Here is an 18,092-nt window from a genome sequence, read left to right as displayed (position 1 = left end):
AGCGTTAACATATCGTCTGAGGACGTGATAACGCTGAATGTGCAAAAGCCAAAGCGATTTAACATCGAACCCGTATCGAGATTTAATCCGTACATAACAACGGACAAGCAGCGCCGCATAAGACTTTCGGCCGATCTCGCGGAAATGCAGGGATGGCGCGAAGGCGTCCGGCTGGTTCTCGGCTACGACGCAACGACCGGAGCTATCGCGCTTGCCCAGCCTAATAAAGTTGGAATGGCGCCTGAAACAGCGAATAAGTTTGACGCGCGGCTTTATACGAGTGCGCGGAAATTTTACGAGAAGACGAAGATAGTGAGAAAAGCGCGGAAATATCACTTTGAAACGGAAGAGGACGGTTGGCTTATTTTTCTGCCGGAGAAGTAGCGGATAGTTTCGCCATAATAGCGTCAATCTGCGCGTACAAATTCGCAGGTGTGGCGCTATTTTCTATTTCGTAGTCGACCGCGAAGCTATCGATGTGGCTTTCGGTTGGATGCGTAAGGTCGCGGAGGTTAAACGTGTCGGAGGCGGTTATAGCGCGCTGAATGCGGAGTGCTTCGGGGGCGGTTATGCGGATGATTAAGAAATTTTCTGCGCGGCAGCGTTCGTACTCCGCCGGTTGCCTTAAGTCGGTTATAACGACTTTTTCCGGAGGAAGGAACGGCTCGTTAACGTCTTTAAAATAAATAGGCTCATTAATTCTCCGAAAGCAGTCATTTACCCAAACATCTCTAGAGAAAGTCCGCAAAGATTCGCCAACTCCCTGTAGTAACGCGCGAGGTTTTACCGGATTTTCGTCACTGTCTATAAACTGTTCAGGGAATAGCCTATAGCAGATTTCCCATAAGCCATCTCCAAATCCGAATCGCTTATGCCCGTATTTTTCACAAATGTATTGGCCTGCAGTATCCTTACCGCTTCTAATTTTGCCGCAAATTGCTATACGAGTACCCTGCTTTATCACAGAACTCCTCCTCGGTTAGAAAGCCATTCTTCCTCTTTGCATGGTGAAACTTTATGTGTTGGGAATTACTAGAAAATACAAACAAATTGCTAGGGGTGTTGTTTTTCCTATTTCCATCGCGGTGATGGACGATCTCATTGGGGGTTAGGTATCTCTTTAAGGCTACTTCACAGACGAGGCGATGTTCAAAAACATAACCATTTTTATCCGCGCATGGGTGATCGGCAACAAGTACTTTCCGGTAGCCACCACTTGCATTGTGTGCGACTCCGCCTTTATAGCCCGGCGCCTCTTGCCCTCTTTTTGTCCACTTTTCGTATTTACCAGCTAAACCGGTATTCCATGTTGGGAATCCCTTTCGTTCTTCCGACCATTTCTCCCGCAGCCTAGAGGTCGCTCGATCACGACCGGTTCTGCTGGGGATGCCGTATTTTTTCATAAAGTATCGAATGGTGTTTTCATTGACTCCGCAAATGTCGCCTATTTCTTTACTACTCAACTCCCCCTCGGTGTACTTTTCACGTAACCAAGTAGGGTCTTTATAGTCTTCACTAAGCCGCCCCTTTAAATGGCAGCCCATCAAGCGCTCACCTCCGTTTCCTCTCGGCTGTCGTCGATGATCGTGACGAACTGAATATGCGTCCAAAACTCGTAGTTGCTATCGTCAACGTAAGTAAGACCTTTATCCGCAGAAACAAACGCTTCCCCCGCACCAACGCCGTATGTTCTCATTTTCGGACGGACGGCGTAGACCACGCGCCTTTTTCCCAAGCCGTTACGGATGATATCCCCTACGCGCGGCTCCGTCGGCTGCGGCGCGCTTGTATACTCCGCCGGAACTTCGAGGCCGAGCGCGCGGCGAAGGCTGATCGCGCGGCCGATATGTGCGTTGAATACGTCGTCCGGCGCGCACTTGGCGATGCCTTTGTAGTAAACGGACTTATCGCGCAGTCTACGAATGAGCGCTACAACGGTGCGCTTTTCGCGGTTAATGACGTACTCAACGTAATGTACCGGCGAATACCCTTGTTTCGCGCAAGCTTGCGGCCAGAACGATGCGCCTCCGCTACTCCATGCGCTTTGGTACGTCGTCTCCAGCGCGGCCACGTCATCCTTCGCGCGCTGAACGATTTCGTCACGCGTCGGTTTCAGGAACGATGGTCGGCGATTAGGTACGGTGCCTCTCGCTACTTGCGACGGCGCGATCAGGCGCTCAAGCTCGGCAACACGGCGCGCCAGGTTCGCCACGACTTCGGTTAGATCGGCGGGACCGGACGTAGAAGGCGGAGCTGCGGCGGATGCAAGCGGTTCAAGTACGCGGTATTCGCGATGAAATACGCCCGCTTTACCGCCGATGTTTCCTTCCGGATGCTTAATCCATACCCCGGATGGCTCCGATTCCCTGACGGTAAATACTGCGCCATTCTTCCACCGCCTATCGGCCGTAGCTACGATAATGATGCGCTCGCCCACCGCCGCCTTGCGGTCGACCATGCGGAAGCGCTCGCCGCCGATGCGCACGATTTCGGTCGGATCGAGGACTACGTATTCACGCTTAGAGATATAACCTCCGCTATTACCACCTGGGAATTTCGCCAAGTTTACGTAAACACTCCCGCCACTTACACGATCAACAGTAAAGACTGCGCCATTGTCGTAGGTTCCGTAAGTCATCCACGCGTTAACGATCTTAATGCGCTCACCGACGCACGCCAGCCGCTTAACCTCCGTATACTCGCGCTCAATTCCGCCCAGCTTCTCATCGCGCAAAACCGTTACGTTTACGTTATTCATTCGTTCGCCTCCGTTATTTTAGTACGCCATCCCTCCGGATTGCCGTCCGGGAGCTTGCGCGTTTCTTTCGGTCGCGTTTCGATAATTGCCTGTTTTACCGAAACAGCGAATCGACTTCCGCTATAAGAGCTGCTCGTGCTTCGTCGGGCGTGAGGCGCTCGACATTTGCGACGTAATCCCATTCATCTATTGAGCCGAACAATTTCGACACTTTATACGGGCGGCTTCCGTTAACAATCGAATCCACGCGTACGACAACGCCTAAACTTACGTCTGCCGAGCGGTGGCCTATGTCCGTTACACGAGCGTAATCGCCGACCTTCGGTTGGTTGGCGCGCTTCTCTTCGGCAAGTTGCGCTTCCAGGGTGGCGAGTTCTTCGCTGAGAGTCGCGATCGATTTGCGCTTGGCTTCGATTAGCTGCTCGGTTGTGAGCGGGAGGATTTCAAGGCCGCGCTGTCCGATAAGGTAACGCTCGCCATCCGTTGCTTCTACGGCCCATATCGCGCCAGATAATCCGCCCACCTCATCGCAAGCTAAGAGCGTTACAATTTCGTCATTAACCGGGTCCCTACGTGTTCGACGAGACTTAACCGCATCCGGATAACCGAGTTTTTGCGCGCATTCCCCGAAACAATCGTACCAGTTCCGCCAGTTCGTAATGCGCGCCTTGCGTCCGTCGATTTTCGCCATTTATACCGTCTCCTTTACGTTGAAAAATCCTACCGCCCATGCGTCAACCTTCGTTACCTCTTCGCGAATCTTTTCCGCTAATTCCGCAATCTCCGCCTGAGCACCGTTGCCCGGCCGCCGCTTATCGTAAAACTCGATCAGGGCGCGCAGATTGGCGGTCATGACGATGTTGCAGGCGGCCGCGTTCGGAAGGACATAGCGCGCGTCTTCGGCGGGGACTCCTGCGGCACGTAGCGCGTCGTACGCCTTTTGTGCGGCAATCATCGCGTCTTCGTAAACTTCGTATGCTTTGAGCGGATCGTGCCGAATGGATAGTGCAACGTCGTCGTAGCGGTTTGTTCCGGGAACATCGCGACCATCGACGCTAACCGGCGTCACGTAATCGAAGCCGGCGCTCTTATCGCCACTTCCGAATTTAACGTAACGCTGCGATTGGACGCTGAAGCTGAATCCGATGCGGTGGCGCGTCAACTGCGCGAGGAGCGACCGCGATACGCCTTCAATAGCGAACGTGTACGTAATATGCTCCAGCGTAGATGTGTGTTTGCTACGGATAATGTGCCGGAACAGGCGGTCGGACTCGGCGCCTCCTTCGCCGTCGGACGCGGATTGGCCGAAGTATTTACGCCCCTCAGTTGCGAGGATATCGGCGGGCTTCAGCGCGCTGTAGCAAGTTCGGATAGCGGTCAAGGCAACGGCTGCGCGCTCATTATCGTACGGCACAGAATAAGACGGCCCGCCTTCGTCCCACTCCATCGAAGTTAACTCGGACACAAACTCGTCCGATAACGCAGTATGCGCGATTAGTTTAACGTTCAATCCTCGTCCTCCTTACGTGCACTCTGTTTATTCTGCCTACACAGTCCCTCGTAATTATTTTATCTAGATTGTGGAGTCTCGTATGGTCAGACCGAGTAGTAACTGAAAGGTTAGTTATGTGGTTATTCGTCTTATTGCCGTCAATGTGATGTACATGCTCATCGTCTTTTAGCGGGCGCCCTAAGTGTTCAGACATTACAAACCTATGTTCTAAGATGTAACCGTCTCTCCGGGAGTTAGGATGAGTGGGCATATTTAGAAGAACGTACCCATAGTTGGATATTTTTCTTCCGCCTTTCCAAACAGCACAATTTTCTTGCCTGTTTCCGTAGTTGGGGTTCCTGTTACCGGCATACATCTCCGATTTTCTACGAGAGCTGCATTTTCGTGAACAGCATTTTCTTTTATCCGCATGTGATGGCTTAACCACGAATGAAACACCACACCAAGCGCAGTTTAAGAAATGTTTTTTCAGTTTCTGACCACCTCGTATCCGGACTTATCACTACGTCCTTCTTGTCTGGCGTGGTTTTCGGCGTTCTTAGTACAATAAGCCGCGTAAACTTCCTCAGCACTAAGTCCGACTTTTTCTGAAAGACTGACGAGAAAGTGCCATAAGTCTATTACTTCGCTCTTTAACGCATCGACGTCTATTGGCTTCGGATTTTTCCACCACTTCCAATTGACTTCGCGCCGAATTTCATCAATTTCGGAGTCCATTGCAATCGTAATGCCCATCACCCAGTCTTCGAGCGTGCCGTCCACACCACGTTCCGAAATAATACGGTCGTCAAGAGTTTTCTGCATTTCGAAAATATGTGTCAATTTGTCGGTTACCGGTACGACGGCGTCCGGATGCAGCTTGCGAATGTTAACGCTGAGGGTCATTGTCGCGCTCCTTTCGCTGCTACTACGAACATATCGATCGCGCTGAGTGCGAATGCGGAAGCGATAGCAGTTACGGGCGGCTCGTATCCGCACAGATACGCGATGAGTACCGCCGCCCAATAGACGCCAAGCAACGCGGCCAGCACGCTAATGAACGTTACCTTGCGCGGCTTTTCGTCAGCAAAGCGGCAATCTTCTCTGTGAACAAGCGCGTAGCCCCTTCCGTAATTGTCCGGCCGAGATTCGTTTTGCGCGACGTAAGCAATACCGCCTGGAGAAACGCGGTCGACCACAAGTACGTCACCCCTCCGGTATCCCCAGTGCATCCGCGATGTCGTCGCGATTATTTTCGTTGTCATCCAACCGCCTCCTTATCGTCTATGACGCCGTCCAACCGGATGTAGTACGTCTATCTACTGACTATGACACCGCGCTCGGCCGGTTTCGCACACTTACCACGCAAATTCGTCCGCCTTTTGTGCGAGCTGACCGCGGAAATTGACCGTAAGCTCACATACGGATGCGTACGGCTCCCCGCGGAAGTGTTCGATATACGGCGCGAATCCGGATTTGCCCGGCTGCGGAAGGTCGCATTGCTCCGTATGGCCGATTACAATAACGCGGCAGTCGTCATGGATACGCGTCAATATCTTCTTCAGTTCACCGCGCGTCATATTCTGCGACTCATCGAGAATGACCGTTTTACCCTTCAAATTCATTCCGCGCGCGAATACGTGGCTCATCGGATACACCCATACGTCGCCGCGTTTTTGCGCCTCTACGTTATCCGGATCGTAAATCACCTTCGCCGGATTCTCGCCGATTTCGTAAAGCGCATCGGTAAGCGGCGTAATGTAGGCCGCCTCCTTTTCGCGCTGCGTTCCCGGCCGGAATCCCATGCGGCCCTCTTCGACCGGACTGAACACGTAGACTAGCGGCTTGCCGATCAGTTTGGCCGCCGCCACCGCCAGCGTAGTCTTACCGGTGCCGGACCGCGCATTTACGAACGTAATCTGGCGGTCGAATATCGAATCGACGTATACGCGCTGCTCGCCGGTCAGCTTCGGTGCGAATCCGAAGAACAGCGTGTCTTTCGGCATCGGCATAGTTAGCGCCCCTTTTCGAAAATGAAGTCTTCGTCGCGAACCGGCTCTACGTTCATCGCTCGCACATAGCCGTTCCCTTTCTTCGAGAAGAAATCGTGCTGCTTCGTGCCGACCGTTATGCCGTTCTGGACGATCGCGCTGAACGCTTCCTCCTCGTAGACCTGCGGCAGGCCGAGGTTCATCATCGCTTTATTCGCGTTGTAACGAACATAGCGAAGCACATCGGCGGTCAAGCCGAGTTCGTCGTATATCAGCGCCGTATAGGCGGCCTCGTTTTCGTAGAGGCGTTCGCGCATGTCCGCCATGGCGATGTCGGCCAATTCGCGCTCGGTATCCGTAAGCTTGGCGCGAACCTGCTGCGCCAGATATCCGACGTATAGGCCGTGAATCGATTCGTCCATCAGAATTTTATTGATGACTTCGCCGGATGACGTCATCTTGCCGGAGCCGGCGAGGTATAACGGATAATAGAAGCCGGAGTAAAACAGGAACGTTTCGAGGAGGACGGACGCGACCATCGCCATATACAGCGCGTAATCGGACGGCTCATCGCGCAGCAGCTCGCGGTAGGCGGCGGAGATGGTTTCGTATTTATAGCGGATGTTCGGCTGAGACGGCGCCCAAACGTCGAGCATATAGTCCGCCTCAGCACCGGTGAGGAGCGTAGTGAAAATCGTGGAGTAGGATTTCGCGTGGATACCTTCCATCATGCCCATGAATGAGAGGACCGCGGCGGCGCGCGGATCTTCGACATGGCGAGCGATTAGCGGCATCCCCTCTTTATTCTGCAGCGTGTCCAGCGCGGTCAGGCCCGCCAACACGCGCTTATAAACGGTACGTTCAGTGTCACCCAGCGCGTCCCATACCGACTTGTCATCGGATATCGGGAACTCTTCGTCGCTCCAGAATTGGAGCAGATTTTGCGCCCATAGCTGAGTCGTTACGTCTTCTTGCGCGTTCCAATTACTAATCGAAATTGTCATCGTTGGCTATCGCTCTCCTTTCGTTACACCGCGCAGGATGTACATTGTTCGACGCTCAGCAGATTTGTCCGAGTATAATACAGCCCCTTCAAGCCACGATGTCCCGCGTAAACGTAGAAGCGCGACAGCTCCCGCGTACTTACGTCACTATTGACGTGAAGAATCGCGCTGATTCCCTGGTCGACGTGCGCCTGGATTTCCGCGACCATATCGATGACAGCCGCCTGATCCATCTTATAAGCGCTCTTATAAAACCATTGCGTCTCCGCGCTCAGGAACGGCATCGGATAGAATGTAGTCGCATTCGCATACGTACGCTCCTCGATGAGTTCGACGATCGGCATGACGCTGCTTGTCGCGTTCTGGATATACGAAATACTCTGCGTCGGGGCAATCGCGAGCCGGTACGCGTGATAGAGTCCGTATTCCATTACGGTATCCTTGAGCGTTGCCCAATCGTTCGGCGACGGAATATCGATGCCGGCGAACATCTCCGCGACTCGGTCCGTACGTGGAGCGAAGTCTTCCGCTAGATATTTCGTAAAATACGTTCCATCCGCATACGTAGACTTGGCGAAGTCCTTAAACGTAATCCGGCGCTCGCGTGCGATGGCGGCCGATTTCTCCAGCGAGTAATAGTTCATCATCGCGAAGAATGTACGGGCGAAATCGCGTCCCTCTTCGGAATCGTAGGCGATCTTATTCTTCGCGAGATAACCGTGCAGGTTCATCGCGCCAAGTCCTACGGAATGGAGCTCATCGTTCGCCAAACGCACGCCAGGCGCGTTCTCAATGCGCGAGATATCGGAGACGACGGTCAGCGCTTCGATACCTTCGTGGACAGATTCGCGAACCTTGCCGGACTCCATTACGTTGACGATGTTTAGACTCGCGAGATTGCACGAGATATCGCGGCGGATTACGGACGGTTCGCCGAAGTTACCGATGGTCGACGACTCCTGTAGCTGATACACCTCCGTACAAAGGTTTGACATCTTCACGGTGCCGATTGCAGCCAGCGGATGCCCTTCGTTGGCGTTATCGCGATTCATAATGTACGGATAGCCGGATTCGAGCTGCGTCGTCGCAATCTTCGTCAGCATGTCGCGCGCCGACATAATCTCGCGCTTCTTGACCGCTGGATTGGCGAGGAGTTCTTCGTACATTTCCGTAATGTCCATATCGTCGAGGTGCGCGCCGTACGCCTTAAATACGGAGTGCTGTGCGAATACGTGGAGGGGCCGGTTATCACGGGCCAGTTCGTAGAATTTGCGCGGTACGATCAAGCCGATGGACAGCGTTTTGAGGCGCGCCTTTTCATCGGCGTTAATCTTTTTCGTGTCCAAAAACTCGACTACGTCCCATCCGAAGATGTTGTAGTACGCAGCGCCGGACCCTTTACGCTGACCCATCTGATCCGCGTAACTAAACGCGTCTTCCATCAGCTTTAGCACCGGCATAATGCCCTTCGCCGCACCCTCTACGCCCTTTATCGGCTCGCCCCGACCGCGCAGCTTCGAAAGGTTGACCGCGACTCCTCCGCCGATTTTTGACAACTGCATACACGTCGACAACACGTAGTTGATCGAATTCAGCGAGTCGTCCGCCTCAAGCAGGAAGCACGATACCATCTCGCCGCGGCGCGCTCGTCCTGCGTTAAGGAACGTTGGAGTGGCGGGCTGCAGGCGCTGCTCCATCATCGATCGCGCCAGGCGTTCGGCCAGCGCATAATTGCCTTGACCGAGATATAACGCGACTATGGCGACGTGTTGCGCATACGTTTCGAGATACTGCGACTTATCGTTCGTCTGCAGCGCGTAGTCCTTATAGAATTTGGACGCGGCCATAAACGAAGCGAACCGGAAGTCGTACGCGTCGCATATATCGTGGATTCCTACGAGTTGGTGTACGTCATATTGCGACTCAACTTCTCCGTAATAGAACTCGTAATCCACGAGCCATCGAATACGCTCCATCGGCGTATCGAAGCGCTTCGTCTTCGCTGCCACCTCCGCCATAAACTCGCGTACAGCCTCCGCGTCCTTTTCGAGTTGGAAGAATCCGTCCTCGCCGCGCTTCATAACTTCGTTGTTTAATTCGATATAGCTCGGAATAAAGCCGTCACCGCCTCGTTAAATTTTCGTACATCTTCGTCAGTTCCCGCGAGCTCAAAACGCAGGAGCAGCGGAACTCCGTAATAACCGCTAATATGGTCGCCCGCCGCCGCGTACGCAGACGAAAAATTCCGATTGCCACTCGCCGCGACTGCGATCATATGGCGGCCCGATCCCGCTAAAAACGCCGCCACCTGGTCCGGCACGCGTCCGAATCCGACCGTCGGCGTTACGAGTACGAACGGTTCTTCGACGCGCAGGCCGGGCGTAATCTGGACGGATGGGAACGCGGTTCTTTCGGCAAAGCGGCGTACGTTACCGGTCAGCGAATGGTAGGCGACGATCATTCCGTACCAGTCCGCGCCTTGATGATTTCGACGTATTCCGGCTCGCGCTCGATTCCGATGAAATTGAAACCTTCGCGCTTGGCTGCGACTAACGTGCTGCCGGAACCGGCGAACGGATCAAGAACAGTCCCGCCCGGCGGCGTTACCAGGCGCACGAGCCACGCCATTAGGTCCGTAGGCTTAACGGTCGGATGCGTGTTGCCTGCACCCCTGTCCGCTTTGCTCGCCTTCTTCGATATCTCGCGTGGGCTTACGTTGAAGTATGGCGAATAGAAAGCGTCGGCGTCCGTCGTGATGGCGTTAGCGGGGAATCGTCCGGATTCGTTCGGAACATACGCGACACGGCCATAGATTCCGTAGGTGTGTCCGTTTGTGTCTCCGGTATGGCTCGGCTCGTCGCCGCTTACTCCGTATTCCGCTCGATCGCTTTCAACGCGTCCGATACGGCACCCGTCAATATTAATCGCGCCCGTTCCGTGCCGTTCAACGTTATCCGCGACCGTTCCGGCCAACGGCTTCCGGACAACGATAATCGGCTCATGCGCGGGCTTGAGCGCCGTTCCCCAGCCGTCCCATTGCCGGGCGAGATCAGTTACCGGAATTTTCCCGTCGACCTCGTGGTATCCACGCTTGCGGCTTTCTTCGATCCACGGGCGCGTATCACTACTACCTGACATTGTACCGCTCGTTTCAGGGCGTGCCTTGTGACGTACCTTCTCACGCTCAGCTCCGGCGCGTTTGTCTAACGCCTTGCTAACGTCCATCGACTTAGGGAAGCCGCTGAAATAGAGCCATTCGATGACGTCGCGGACCTCGAAGCCCGCCAGCCGCAGAGAAACCGTCATTAAATCCTGCGTCCGTGTACCAGCGAATACCAGCGCATACCCGCCCGGCTTTAGAACGCGATGCACCTCCTTCCATACGTCCGGATGCGGTACGAACGAATCCCACGCCTTGCCCATGAATCCGCCATGACCGTGGTCGTACGGCTCACCCGCGATCCATTTCGTCAGCACTTCGGCCGCGTTCGGCTCTTTCGATAATCCGTATGGCGGATCGGTCACGACGGAATCGACGGATGCACCCGGAAGACCCCGCAATACTTCGAGACAGTCGCCGTTGAGAACTACGTTAAAATCTGCTTCACTCGTTTTAATGTCCGCTCACCTCTCCGATTAATTTACGCCCTAACGGACGTCTATAAGGCCGTCGCGAATCAGGTACGCCAAGGCAACCGCACACGCATCGGAGTCATCGTAGCCGGGCGCCCACTTCCGGTCTTCCAGGCGGAGTATTCGCGATACGGCCGCTGCCACTTCGAGCTTCTCGGCGGTTCCCTTTCCGGCCACCGTCTTCTTAACGGTCGATGGCGTCAGGTTTTCGGTAACTGCGAGGCCGAGGCGGGACAGCGCGCGATCGACCGCCGACCATGCGCCGTGGAGTTTATCGTTCTGAGCGTAGTTACGGGATGGCGGCCATACCTCGCGAATGATCGCTGTCAGGCCGGTATACTTGCGGAAGAATAGGAGCGCGTGTGCTTCGATGACTTCGTAGCGCAGCGGTTGAGTTTCGGAGGTATCCGTTTTGATGACGGATACTTCGACTAGCGAGGGGATGCGGTGTCCTTCGGAATTTTGGTCCACGGATATAATTGCGAAGCCTGGCGAGGTAAGCGATAGGTCGAGGCCGGCGTATAGCTGCGGTTTACTTTTCGTCGTCTTCGCCGTCTCCGTCACCTCCCGCCAGCCAAACGAGTGCGGCCGCGACTACAGCGATGATTCCGGCGGCGACCGGATTGACCACGAAAATGACCGACGCGATCAGGTACCAAACGTAGCCGATCGCGATACACGCTCCAATTACGATGGCGCCGCGGGCGATACGTGCGATTGCGTTCATTCGGCGCCACCTCCGAGAACTAAAACGGCTTGTTTGCGAAGTAATTCCGCCAATAATTCCATCGAAGCTACGTTCGTTGTTTCGTCAGCGGCGGGTATTTGAGCGACAAGCGTTTCAAGTTTCGTAACAACATCATCGCCGAGCGCTTCATTAACATCGACGCCCCACTGCTCAGCTAGTTGCCCTAACGCGAGGAATACGAGTAAATCGTTCTTCACGCGCTCACTCCTTCGAGATATGTCGTAAGATTACGGTGTTCCGCTTTGCCCGCCATACTCGACGCAGCCATCGCGCTTTCCTGCCGCTTGAGCACCGTTTTGTTCTCCGCGGTTAACGTCGCCTTGCAATGACCGCTGAACGCGCAGAATCCGCAGCTATCGGTCATCTCAATTGTTACGTCAGGAACCGCGCCGCCCGCCCGTTGTTCGTATACAAGCGCTGCCTGACGCGCCAAATCCGAGAGAAGCGCGTTCTTCATGTCGTCCGTTATCTCGACGTAGAAAGCGCGCAGATCCGGTCGAGGCTGTCCGTCAGCCCACGTCTTCTGTCCCTTCGTAACGCTCGTTCGCTCCTCATCGCTAAACCACGCCGGCTTTTGCGTCGACTCGTATACGATTAGCGCTTCGTTGATCCCGAAGATGATCGCTTCGGCCGTTACCTGGCGGACGTGATCATCCTGAGCGCCTTTGTAATCGAGTTTACCGTTCATGGCGCGTAGGCCGGATGCCTTCGTTTTGTATTCAAAGATGATGCGCGAGCCGTCCGGCGCATAATCGAACTTACCGTCGGGCTTGGCGGTGATTGCGAATTGGACGAGTTCACCCGTTTCTGGATGCGGGTACTCGAATACCTTGCGTTCCTGCGCAGCCTCTTCGAAATCCCACTCAAACGTCACGTTTCCGAACATGTCCGTGTTTTTGCGCTCGGCCATCGTAAACAGCGCGCCCTTACCGAGTCGCTTCGGCATATGAACGATGTCGAGCTGAATGTAATCGACGACTGCCGTGCCAAGCCGCCGCTGCCGCCCTCTAAACGGAATGTCATCGGATTTTTCCGGACGCGTAGCCTTATCGTTTTTGAACACGAGCTGCCGATCGCAGAGGTTCGTACCGGACGCGCCGAATGTTACGAGGCCGTCGTTCGGATACGGCGTAAACTTGAGATGGCGCAATTTTTGTTCGTAGTAACGGCGGCTGATCGCGTTGTCGTAGAAGCCGGACGCAGGCGAGGCGTAATACGCGTCCATCTGCGTTAGGAAATCGTTAACCAAGCGGTCGCCGCGAGACATGCCGCCTACCTTTCGGAATAGTGCGCTCAATTAACCGCCTCCTTATTCGTATTTGTTCGCAAACTTCGGCAGCGGGCGGCAATTCTCGTAATCCCACTCATCCGGCGCGTACTCCTGCATCCAACGCGGCTCGATTACGATATCCGTTACGAGAGGTACCGAAAGCTCCGCCGTCTTCGTCATGATGTCGCGTATGAGTTCGATCGCTTCTGGCGTGAGTTGTTCGTTCGGAATCGAGTTTTTTATTTCGTCATGAATGGACGCGTTAAACTCCCAGCCGCGCGCCTTACATTCGCGAGCATTACGATTACCGTTCATCTTCAGAATGTCGGCGCCGGTCCCCTGTATGACCGCGTTGAATGCTGCGCGCTCCCAGTATCCGATTAGGCCGCGTTTCTCAGCGAGGATGTCGATCTCGTCCTGAATCGCGGTCATTTTGCGGTCGTCGGCCGGTGTCAGGACCGCTTTGCTACGAAGCTGCTTACGCTCGGTGTACAGCCGGATTAATCGCTGCTCGTTCTTCGCCTGGGCGGCCGCAACCGATGCGTAATCCGGAAACCGGCGCTTTCGACCATACAGCGTCTCGACGTAACCGTGGCGCCGCATAAAATCGCGTATGTCCGCCACCATCGGAGAGAAAGACGGAAAGGCTCGGTCAAAGCGCTCGAAGAACATTTCCGCGACATCTTCCGAAACGCCCATCTTCTTCGCGAAGGATTTCGCCGACTGATCGTATGCCTTCGCGAGAACTCCGGTCTTCATGAGCTTCCTTGGCTGGTACGTACCGGTCGGATCGTACGCCTTGTCGACGCAATACTTCTCTTCGAGGCCGAACGTCATAACGGCCTGAGTCGTGTATAAGTCCGTGCCGTCTACGAAAATCTGGCGCATGGAATTGTCGCCGTATCGTTCGTACATAATAGAAGCCATTATTCTAGGCTCCACTTGACCCAAATCAGCGCCGACGAACGTATGACCTCGTTTAGGGATGAAGCAGTTACGTACTTGAGTGCCGGCACCCTTTGAAGGAAGGTTTTGAAGATTATTTCCCTTCGGTACCTTCCGATCGTCGGCGATAAGCTTTCGGACAATCGCGTGATAGTTGGTGTCAGTTATCATCAGTTCCACGGAGCAGCGTCCACCTCCGTTTTAAACTCGTCAAGAATGTCGATAGGGCGTCCGCTATAACCGGCGCTGGAATAACGTCCTGTCGCGGTCCCGCCCGCTTTAAACTCGCTATGCAAGCGTCCGTCAGCTTCGAGCGCTTTCGGGATTTTAGTAACATACGTATTCAGCAGCTTCTCGTACGCCGCAACGGTTGCCAGCGGTTTAAGCGCCTCTTCCTCTTCGTAGTACGCATCGAGTACGTCTGCCGCGGTTGATCGCGACTTACCGCGCTTAAACTGGCCGGTCCGGTCGCGAATGCCGAGGTGGTCGTAGATGAGATACGCGAGATGGTTTCCGTTCGTAATCGAAAACTCCTCCGTAAATAGCGGCGCGTGTTCTTCGTCAGCCGGCGCCAGGACTTCGGCCTCAAGCGTAGCCAAGCGCGCCACCGCGTCCGCATAACGCTTCATCTTCGTTTTGCCGGCCACCTCATCCGCCGCGATTGTGGCGCGTACCTTCGCGACGGCTTCCGCATGCCTGGCGCTCCTCTTTCGCTGCGCCTCGATCCAGTCCGCAACCTTTTTCGCGTGAATGGTTCGGTCCATTTTGCGTACGAACTCCGCGTCGATTCCGTACGATTCGAACACGGCCGATCGCGCTTCTTCCAGTTTCGGTGTAAACTCGGCTTCGAGCGCGGCCAGCCCGTCGAGGTCGATTTCGAACCCGCATCCCGCCATGAATACGTCTGTCTCCGGAAGCTTCGAGTCAATTAGCGCGTAGCATTCGAGTAGCCGCCCCTTTCCGTCAGCGCTCGGCGCATTCGCCATTTGCTCGTATTGCCATTCGAACAGACGCCAGCCGTAATAGACGTCCTTTATCGCGTAGATGCCGACCAGTTCGACGCTAAACGGCGCCGGCGACCGATTACCGAACATGTCTTCGAATGTGTAGACCGGACCCGGCACGCCAAACCAGCGCCCATACTTCGCGACCAGCGGTTTCAAACCGTACGCCTCTTCGTGCTCGTTCAGCGTGTTCATCGCGTCGAGCGTATCCCACACGCAACCGCCGATTTCGTAGCCGTCCTTTATCGCGACGAATAAGTCGTAGCGCGCCGATCCCATATGAAACGTCTTGCCGTGATTCGGACGCGATAGATACGGAGAAATGGCCGCCAGCACTTTCGAACGCGTAAGCTGCGGGTCTGTCGCTTTAAACGCGCTGCGCTCCGTCAGAAATTCGAAGCCCGCCTCGCCCCGCATATCGACGTGTCCATACGGAAGGTAATAACCTTCGTCCAATAGCGGTAGCCATACGCTGAATCCGATCGAGAGGTCGATGTACGTATCGACGCCGGTACCTTCGAAGTCGCCCGCCGTCATCGTATCTACGCCAAGAATGCGGAACTTATCCGGCCATTCCGTCATCTGACGCTGGCATTCGAGACGCAACCGGTCAACGAACGCTGGTAATTCGCTATCGTCCGTTAAGATCCGATAGTTTGGCGGCTTGGAGGCGAGGACTGCCGTAATCCTGCCCTCGCGCTCCCCTTCCGCCTTCTGCCGTAGTATCCGCGCGCCGGCCGCCAGAACGTCGCCTTTCGTCCATTTACCGCCGTCAGAACGGGGACTGCCTGTCTCCCCGTTCGTGAACGCTTGATACGCGGCATTGAATTGTGCGCGCTCCTTGTCCGTCATGCTCATTGCGCCGATTCTTTCGAAAGCCTGCGCTGCCGTTTCCGGGGTTGCCGCCCCTTTACGTTTCGCCGCCTCCGCCACTCTCTCGGACGCTTCCGGTTCCGTGCGAACCCTTAACGCCAAGCGGACTTTATCGGTCAAAGCGCGCCTCTACCGGCGTGACGAGTTCGAAGTGGTCCGGATGAGTGTACGTGTTGTACCCCGTTTTTACGAACGTTGGTTTCGCGAGATGCGGATTCATGCCGCCCAAATCGTCGATTTCAACGATAACGCCGTCGTGCTCGTTCAATCCGTTGACTCCGCTATATTTTTTGAAGCGAACGATATCGCCGACTTTATACTCGCCGACCTTGCGCCCGATCTTCGCCCATTTCGCCTCTGCCGCGGCTGCCTTAACGTCTGCCTCCGTCACCTTTTCGAGCTGGTCCGCTTTTGCGTAGCCATTCGGAACCGATCCGCCTTTAATCGCTACACGGTCGGAGTCGGCGAGCGGTTCGGATACTTCGTAGATTTTTCCGACTTCGTACCCGTTCAGGCGGTCCGCTTTCGCGATCAGGCGGACTTTATCACCCTTTGCGAATTGGCTGCGCGGATCTGGCTTCGGCTGCGCCTCTTCCGCGCTCACCTTCGTAAGCTCCGTAGGATCGGCGTTCCAGCTCGATTGGGACGGGAAGTTAACGACAACTTTGTCGGGTCTTACGTATCTTACCGTTCCAACATCGCCGTTTTTCACGCTGCCCCAGTTAAAGCGCGGAGTTTTTCCGGCCGCAACCGTAAGCTTTACCGTATCGCCAACGTTGAATGTCGGTTTAGGCGTCGACATCGTAAACTGCGCTTCGGTCGCGGGAATTACTTGTTTCGGAAGCAGCCAGTTGCCGATCGTAGCGTTGGACGAACGCAGTCCTTTGAAAGCACCGCTACCCGACCCGTACATTTCCGTAACCTGTACGAATTCGCCGATTTTATAGTTGTGGAAACCGCCCGGCTTCGTTACCTGAACGTAATCGCCGACTTTATAGCGCCGTGCTGCCGCGACTTCTTCGTCCGTGGCGCGGACCAGCGATTTTTCGTAGAACCACTGGAGATTTCCATCGCCGATTCTTTTACCGCGGAAGGGCATCACGCCATCGTCATCCGTAATGATTTCGTTAATATCGCCAATTTTAACGCTAGGACCATTCCCGCTCGTCCCGACCACCTTCGCGTATTCGCCGACTTTCAGGCGCTCAGGCTTCGTCGGCTCAATCGCCTTCAGACCGCCATTTTTCGCTACATAGCCGAGCGTTCCTCCCGCGTTCTTAACACGATAGTGTTCCGGGTCCAGATCGTGTGGATTCTCTACGATTTCAACCGTATCCCCTACCGTAAATCCGGCAAGGTGTCCGCCTGCTTTCGTCGCAAGAACGGCGCGATCACCCACCTTGAACGTTTCCGTCGGCTTGGCGGCATCGACCGGTTCGAGTACGACGTATTCAGCGTAGACAACTCCGCAGTCTTCCGCACCCGCATGACCGAAGGCAGCCCGGACGTCATCTCCGCCCCATCCGCCAATGACGGTCGCTTCGTCACCGTTTTTGTAGCGATTCTCGCTATGATGGCGGTTGACGATTCGAATGCGTTCTCCAACCGCCGCCTTGCGTTTGACCGTCTTATAGGACGGTTTCGGCGCGGATTCGACCGGTTCGAGAACGAAATAACCTCCCGGCAAGCGTCCGCCTTCTTCGTAACGGATGTGTCCGCTAAGGTCCACGCCTATGACGGTGTGGATTTTATTCTGTTTGCTGATGGGATGCCCGAATACCTGGACCAGTTCGCCTTTCTCCGCCTTACGCGCCACTTTGCGGTACTGCTTGCCGTCGTGGATGACGATGTCTTTCTGCGCCAGGAATTCGGCTTCGGTCGCTGGCTCTACGTTTTCCTCGCGGAGCCAGTTGCCTACGCTGCCGTCCGCTTTCACTCCGGAATATGGCGCGTGGTCCCGGTCGTCCCTGTCGATTTTGATGACGGAGCCATTATCGTAGTTATGTCCATTCAGGTTCACGCCGACGACCCGCGCATAGTCCCCGACCGTCAGGCGTTTTGGCTGCGCTGCTTCCTGCGCGACCTTCTCGTAAACTTCGAACGTAATATCGCTGGCGCCGAGGTCGTATTCGTCGCCGTCTTCGTCGATGATCTGCGCGTCACCTGCGTCGTCCAGCCGTACGACCTCGTAGAAGCTGCCGGAATGGACGTAGCTAGGCGCTTCGTCTTCGTCGTCCGTAATCCGCACAACATCGCCTTCTTGCGCCGAACGATTGACTTTACGATACATCGCGCCGTCAATCGTTACATCCACCGCTGGAACAGTTACGTTAAGTTTCGCCATTAAATTACCGTCTCCTTATGGGCGCGCTGG

21 protein-coding genes are annotated in these 18,092 nt (G+C 55.0%); 1 reads left to right on the top strand and 20 read right to left on the bottom strand.

The features are described from left to right. Positions 1-39: 39 nt before the first annotated feature. Positions 40-384: a hypothetical protein gene (locus tag BN871_RS05230; RefSeq protein WP_048744895.1), complete on the top strand. Its 345-nt coding sequence runs from the start codon at positions 40-42 to the stop codon at positions 382-384. Here the strand turns inward: BN871_RS05230 and BN871_RS27480 are convergent. The 20 genes from BN871_RS27480 to BN871_RS05140 form a co-directional block, all read right to left on the bottom strand. Then, positions 362-964 carry a hypothetical protein gene (locus BN871_RS27480; protein ID WP_021877101.1) on the bottom strand — a complete coding sequence of 201 codons (603 nt, stop codon included), beginning with the start codon at positions 962-964 and terminating at the stop codon, positions 362-364. The genes BN871_RS05230 and BN871_RS27480 overlap by 23 nt on opposite strands. Continuing rightward, positions 921-1,544: an HNH endonuclease gene (locus tag BN871_RS26580; protein ID WP_232312825.1), complete on the bottom strand. Its 624-nt coding sequence runs from the start codon at positions 1,542-1,544 to the stop codon at positions 921-923. Before BN871_RS26580 ends, BN871_RS27480 begins: the two co-directional genes overlap by 44 nt. Continuing rightward, entirely contained in the window at positions 1,544-2,758 is a 1,215-nt protein-coding gene (locus BN871_RS05220) for a hypothetical protein (RefSeq protein WP_021877100.1), read from the bottom strand. The genes BN871_RS26580 and BN871_RS05220 overlap by 1 nt, the downstream gene beginning before the upstream one ends. Before the next feature lie 94 nt (positions 2,759-2,852). Then, positions 2,853-3,449 (bottom strand): hypothetical protein, encoded by a 597-nt coding sequence (locus BN871_RS05215; protein WP_021877099.1) that lies wholly within the window; start codon positions 3,447-3,449, stop codon positions 2,853-2,855. Next, positions 3,450-4,205, bottom strand: a complete 756-nt coding sequence (gene thyX / locus BN871_RS05210) for an FAD-dependent thymidylate synthase (RefSeq protein WP_373864527.1) — start codon at positions 4,203-4,205, stop codon at positions 3,450-3,452. Between the two features lie 52 nt (positions 4,206-4,257). Then, entirely contained in the window at positions 4,258-4,464 is a 207-nt protein-coding gene (locus tag BN871_RS30130) for an HNH endonuclease (RefSeq protein WP_373864526.1), read from the bottom strand. A gap of 275 nt (positions 4,465-4,739) precedes the next feature. Beyond that, complete coding sequence (locus BN871_RS05205) at positions 4,740-5,156, bottom strand: dUTPase (protein ID WP_048744894.1); 417 nt, start codon at positions 5,154-5,156, stop codon at positions 4,740-4,742. After that, positions 5,153-5,515 (bottom strand): hypothetical protein, encoded by a 363-nt coding sequence (locus BN871_RS05200; RefSeq protein ID WP_048744893.1) that lies wholly within the window; start codon positions 5,513-5,515, stop codon positions 5,153-5,155. Before BN871_RS05200 ends, BN871_RS05205 begins: the two co-directional genes overlap by 4 nt. Before the next feature lie 93 nt (positions 5,516-5,608). Continuing rightward, complete coding sequence (locus tag BN871_RS05195; protein WP_021877095.1) at positions 5,609-6,262, bottom strand: PhoH family protein; 654 nt, start codon at positions 6,260-6,262, stop codon at positions 5,609-5,611. Between the two features lie 2 nt (positions 6,263-6,264). Next, on the bottom strand, positions 6,265-7,239 hold the full coding sequence (nrdF, locus tag BN871_RS05190; protein WP_157060210.1) for a class 1b ribonucleoside-diphosphate reductase subunit beta: 975 nt from the start codon (positions 7,237-7,239) through the stop codon (positions 6,265-6,267). A 29-nt stretch (positions 7,240-7,268) separates the two neighbouring features. Then, positions 7,269-9,326: a class 1b ribonucleoside-diphosphate reductase subunit alpha gene (gene nrdE / locus BN871_RS05185; RefSeq protein WP_048744892.1), complete on the bottom strand. Its 2,058-nt coding sequence runs from the start codon at positions 9,324-9,326 to the stop codon at positions 7,269-7,271. A gap of 11 nt (positions 9,327-9,337) precedes the next feature. Next, positions 9,338-9,706, bottom strand: coding sequence for a class Ib ribonucleoside-diphosphate reductase assembly flavoprotein NrdI (gene nrdI / locus BN871_RS05180; RefSeq protein WP_048744891.1), 369 nt, complete (start codon positions 9,704-9,706; stop codon positions 9,338-9,340). Further along, a complete protein-coding gene (locus BN871_RS05175) occupies positions 9,703-10,770 on the bottom strand; it encodes a site-specific DNA-methyltransferase (RefSeq protein ID WP_269745405.1) in 1,068 nt (355 codons plus the stop codon). Before BN871_RS05175 ends, nrdI begins: the two co-directional genes overlap by 4 nt. Before the next feature lie 123 nt (positions 10,771-10,893). Beyond that, positions 10,894-11,442, bottom strand: coding sequence for a crossover junction endodeoxyribonuclease RuvC (locus tag BN871_RS05170; RefSeq protein WP_021877089.1), 549 nt, complete (start codon positions 11,440-11,442; stop codon positions 10,894-10,896). After that, positions 11,411-11,605, bottom strand: a complete 195-nt coding sequence (locus BN871_RS05165) for a hypothetical protein (protein ID WP_021877088.1) — start codon at positions 11,603-11,605, stop codon at positions 11,411-11,413. The genes BN871_RS05170 and BN871_RS05165 overlap by 32 nt, the downstream gene beginning before the upstream one ends. Then, positions 11,602-11,823, bottom strand: coding sequence for a hypothetical protein (locus BN871_RS05160; RefSeq protein WP_021877087.1), 222 nt, complete (start codon positions 11,821-11,823; stop codon positions 11,602-11,604). Before BN871_RS05160 ends, BN871_RS05165 begins: the two co-directional genes overlap by 4 nt. Then, complete coding sequence (locus tag BN871_RS05155; protein ID WP_021877086.1) at positions 11,820-12,923, bottom strand: hypothetical protein; 1,104 nt, start codon at positions 12,921-12,923, stop codon at positions 11,820-11,822. Before BN871_RS05155 ends, BN871_RS05160 begins: the two co-directional genes overlap by 4 nt. Before the next feature lie 12 nt (positions 12,924-12,935). Next, positions 12,936-14,012, bottom strand: coding sequence for a DNA polymerase (locus tag BN871_RS05150; protein ID WP_048744918.1), 1,077 nt, complete (start codon positions 14,010-14,012; stop codon positions 12,936-12,938). Continuing rightward, positions 14,012-15,838: a DNA polymerase gene (locus tag BN871_RS29585; protein WP_021877084.1), complete on the bottom strand. Its 1,827-nt coding sequence runs from the start codon at positions 15,836-15,838 to the stop codon at positions 14,012-14,014. Before BN871_RS29585 ends, BN871_RS05150 begins: the two co-directional genes overlap by 1 nt. Further along, positions 15,828-18,062 (bottom strand): hypothetical protein, encoded by a 2,235-nt coding sequence (locus tag BN871_RS05140; RefSeq protein ID WP_021877083.1) that lies wholly within the window; start codon positions 18,060-18,062, stop codon positions 15,828-15,830. Before BN871_RS05140 ends, BN871_RS29585 begins: the two co-directional genes overlap by 11 nt. Between the last annotated feature and the right edge of the window lie 30 nt (positions 18,063-18,092).

It is taken from the genome of Paenibacillus sp. P22, assembly GCF_000469945.2.
GTDB lineage: Bacteria > Bacillota > Bacilli > Paenibacillales > Paenibacillaceae > Paenibacillus_O > Paenibacillus_O humicus.
This window is presented reverse-complemented; position numbering and strand designations above follow the sequence as displayed.

Bases quoted from the DNA above. Each gene is read 5' to 3' on its own strand.
- BN871_RS26580 (WP_232312825.1), bottom strand. From the start codon at position 1,544: ATGGGCTGCCATTTAAAGGGGCGGCTTAGTGAAGACTATAAAGACCCT.
- BN871_RS05220 (WP_021877100.1), bottom strand. From the start codon at position 2,758: ATGAATAACGTAAACGTAACGGTTTTGCGCGATGAGAAGCTGGGCGGA.
- BN871_RS05215 (WP_021877099.1), bottom strand. From the start codon at position 3,449: ATGGCGAAAATCGACGGACGCAAGGCGCGCATTACGAACTGGCGGAAC.
- thyX (WP_373864527.1), bottom strand. From the start codon at position 4,205: ATGGAGTGGGACGAAGGCGGGCCGTCTTATTCTGTGCCGTACGATAAT.
- BN871_RS30130 (WP_373864526.1), bottom strand. From the start codon at position 4,464: ATGTCTGAACACTTAGGGCGCCCGCTAAAAGACGATGAGCATGTACAT.
- BN871_RS05205 (WP_048744894.1), bottom strand. From the start codon at position 5,156: ATGACCCTCAGCGTTAACATTCGCAAGCTGCATCCGGACGCCGTCGTA.
- BN871_RS05200 (WP_048744893.1), bottom strand. From the start codon at position 5,515: ATGACAACGAAAATAATCGCGACGACATCGCGGATGCACTGGGGATAC.
- BN871_RS05195 (WP_021877095.1), bottom strand. From the start codon at position 6,262: ATGCCGATGCCGAAAGACACGCTGTTCTTCGGATTCGCACCGAAGCTG.
- nrdE (WP_048744892.1), bottom strand. From the start codon at position 9,326: ATGAAGCGCGGCGAGGACGGATTCTTCCAACTCGAAAAGGACGCGGAG.
- nrdI (WP_048744891.1), bottom strand. From the start codon at position 9,706: ATGATCGTCGCCTACCATTCGCTGACCGGTAACGTACGCCGCTTTGCC.
- BN871_RS05165 (WP_021877088.1), bottom strand. From the start codon at position 11,605: ATGAACGCAATCGCACGTATCGCCCGCGGCGCCATCGTAATTGGAGCG.
- BN871_RS05150 (WP_048744918.1), bottom strand. From the start codon at position 14,012: ATGATAACTGACACCAACTATCACGCGATTGTCCGAAAGCTTATCGCC.
- BN871_RS05140 (WP_021877083.1), bottom strand. From the start codon at position 18,062: ATGGCGAAACTTAACGTAACTGTTCCAGCGGTGGATGTAACGATTGAC.